Raw genomic sequence first — 3,151 nt, 5'->3', positions numbered from 1 at the left:
CACGTGCTGCGGGGAATCGTTTTCTCACCCGTGCCGATGGCCGCTTCGCCCGCCTGAAATGCCTTCAGCGCATCAAGCATGCGGCGGCGGAATTCGACCACCGCGACATCGCTGGCGCCCAGCCGCTCTTCGGTGCGATCCGCGATCGGGCCCATTGTCAGCCACATCGCGATGTCCTGATTCGGAAAGCCCTTGATGCCGGTGAAATTGCCCGCCTTCATCGCCTCGCGGTCTTGCCAGAAGCGGTTATCGTGATTGCGCAGCGGACGATAGAACTCATCGAGATCGATGCCGACCTGCTGGCCGAGAAACTTGCGCCACGTTTCCGTCTCGGGCGTCTTGTCGGGATGACCCCACGCCATGAAATAGAACGCGGTGCTGGTGTCGTCGCACGGGACGTTGATATTGGCGACGTTGTACAGATTGTTCGGCGGAATCAACGCCGTAGCCGGCGCGACAAACACGGTCGAGCGCACGTAGTCGTGCGTGGCGGCGTTCTGGATCGGGCGGCGCAAGGCGGCATATCTGAAGCCGTATTCCGTGCGATGCACCTGCAGGCGCGGCGCCTTGTCCGTCGACGGACGCAGCCAGTTCTTCGAGTTTGCTTCCGCGCCGCCCACGCGCGCCGGCACGAAGTCCGACGAATGCAGGCTGGAGCTATGCGCCGAGTCGATCGCGCCTTCGAGAATCTGCGCCCAGTTGCACGGCAGGATCGCTTTCGCAATAGTCACGCGGGTGTCTTCGGTCGGCGCCCATGCGGGTGGCACGAACTCTGGAATCGCGTCCTGCGGACCCATGTAGGCCCAGACGAAGCCGCCCCACTCCTTGGTTTCGTATGCCTTGTGCTTCACCTTCTTCGTCATGTCGCTGCACGAGGGTTCGGAGACCATTTCAATCACATTGCCCTTCACATCCATCTTCCAGCCGTGATAGAGACAGCGCAGACCGCAATCCTCATTGCGCCCGTACACGAGCGACACACGCCGATGCGGACAGTATTCGTCCATCACGCCGACGTTGCCGTCCGTGTCGCGGAATACGACGAGGTCTTCGCCGAACACTCGCGCCTTGACCGGCGCGCCGTCCGGTTCGCTAACTTCCTCGATCAGACAGACCGGCGTCCAGTGACGGCGCATCAATTGGCCCATCGGGGCATCGCCTTCTACACGGCACAACAATTCGTTTTCTTCATGCGTGAGCATTTACGTTTCTCCTGACCAACGTATTCAATGGGGATATCTCAGAGGTCCAGCACCAGTTCTTCGCTCTTCGCGCGTGACACGCAGATCATGATCTGATCTTGCTTTTCGCCATCGCCGAGCACCATGTCACGATGGTCCGCCTCACCCGCGCACAGCGTCGTGCGGCACGATCCGCAGGTGCCGCTCTCGCATGAGCTTGGTGCGCGGATGCCGTTGTCGCGCAGGATCTCCAGAATCGAGCGGTCCTTCGGAATGTCGAAGCTGCGGCCCGAGCGTTTCAGCTTCACGCTGAACGGCGTGTTCTCCGCAGCACGCGACTGATCGACGCCGAAGCTCTCGAAATGCACGGTGCCGGTCGGCCAGTGGCCCGTCATGTCGCGCACGCCGTCCATCAAGGCGCGTGGACCGCAACAGTAGACATGCGCGCCGCTGCCGGGCTTTTCGAAGACCGGCCAGAAGTCGAACGCATTGGCGAGATCGCCGTGATCGTGATGAACCACCACGTGCGATTTCCATTCGGGGCTCGACAGCTCATCGAGAAACGCGGTTGTCTCCGGGCTGCGCGATACGTAATAGAGCTTGAAACGCGGGCCGGCGGTGGCTTTGAGATAACGCATCATCGACAGAACGGGCGTAATGCCGATGCCGCCCGCCACGAACAAGAAGCTGCGCGCCCGTTCGCTCAGTTCGAATTCGTTGCGCGGCTCGGACACTTCGATGCGGCCGCCTTCGGCCACTTCGTCAGTCATGCTGATCGAACCGCCGCGGCCGGAGGCGTCGCGCTTCACCGCGATCATGTAACGGTCGGTTTCGTTCGGGTCGTTGCACAGCGAGTAATTGCGGTTCGCACCGCTCGGCACGCGCACCGTCAGATGCGCGCCCGCCGTGAAGGGCGGCAGTTCGCACCCGGCTTCATCGCGCAATTCGAAACGGAAGATCCCGTCCGCCACCTGATCCTTCTTCGTCACCACGAGCGTCCTGAATGACAGTTCGTCGTTCATTGCACCTGCTCCCCTGCTTGTCGCCTCATTCGACCGCGCCATGCCTCAACGTCGATCACCATGACCTTTATATTAGATATCTAATCATTTAGACGCAAGCGGGTTTTCCCTGAAAGTACGCTGCGTGCCGCAAATGAAAACGGCGCCTTCATGACGAAGGCGCCGTCGGCGCTGCGAGAGCGGATGCTCAGGGATGCCTTTCCGCGTGCTCGCGCAGCGTATTGGCCGGCACGCCGATCAGCACGGCCAGCCCGCCGATCAGAACGATGGCCGCAATCGCTGCAAGACCGATGGCGAGGCTGCCGGTCATCGTCTTGATCCAGCCGAGCGCGATCGGGCCGCAGAATGCACCGACCTGGCCCAGACAACTGATCGCGCCGATGCCTGCGGCAGCGGCTTCATCGGAAAGATAGGCAGGGGGAATCGACCAGATGATGGCCGCCGCGCCGAAGTAGGAGATGGAGATCATGCCCAGACATACGATGGCCGCCGCCGTATTGCCTGAGAGCACCGGCAGCAGAAAGCCGCCGAGCGCGCCGATCGCCGTGCACACGAAGAAGTGCCAGCGCCGTTCCAGCGTCACGTCCGAACTGCGCGCGACCGCGAACATCCCCAGCGCGCCGATGATGTATGGCAACGCCGACAACAACCCTACGTTCAGCACATCCGACACGCCCGCCTGACGAATGATGGTCGGCGTCCAGTAATTGAGGATGGTGCCGCACAAAGGCACGGTGCCCCATCCGGCTGCGAGGATATACACGCGCGGGTCCTTCAGCGCGACGAGCAATTGATGGCGCGTGTGTTTCGCGGGCGTCTTTTCTGCGCGATCGGCGGCGAGCGCGTCGAGAATGATCTTTTTCTGGTCTTCGTCGAGCCAGCGCGCATCCTGCGGCCGGTCGACGAGATAGAAGAACGCGACAATGCCCATCAACAGTGCAGGCAGGC

General features: G+C 61.8%; 3 protein-coding genes. All 3 read right to left on the bottom strand.

Going from position 1 to position 3,151, the window contains the following annotated elements; genetic code table 11:
* On the bottom strand, positions 1-1,202 hold a 1,202-nt coding region (locus P7F28_RS09715), incomplete at its 3' end, for a Rieske 2Fe-2S domain-containing protein (protein WP_277184289.1).
* A gap of 38 nt (positions 1,203-1,240) precedes the next feature.
* Entirely contained in the window at positions 1,241-2,203 is a 963-nt protein-coding gene (locus P7F28_RS09710; protein ID WP_277184288.1) for a PDR/VanB family oxidoreductase, read from the bottom strand.
* 187 nt (positions 2,204-2,390) lie between these two features.
* The coding region (locus P7F28_RS09705; RefSeq protein WP_277184287.1) for an MFS transporter at positions 2,391-3,151 on the bottom strand (761 nt) is incomplete at its 5' end.

Origin of the sequence: Caballeronia sp. BR00000012568055 (assembly GCF_029439455.1) — a bacterium.
Lineage (GTDB): Bacteria > Pseudomonadota > Gammaproteobacteria > Burkholderiales > Burkholderiaceae > Caballeronia.
The sequence above is the reverse complement of the archived record's forward strand: the minus strand, read 5'-3'. Positions and strand labels throughout refer to the sequence as shown.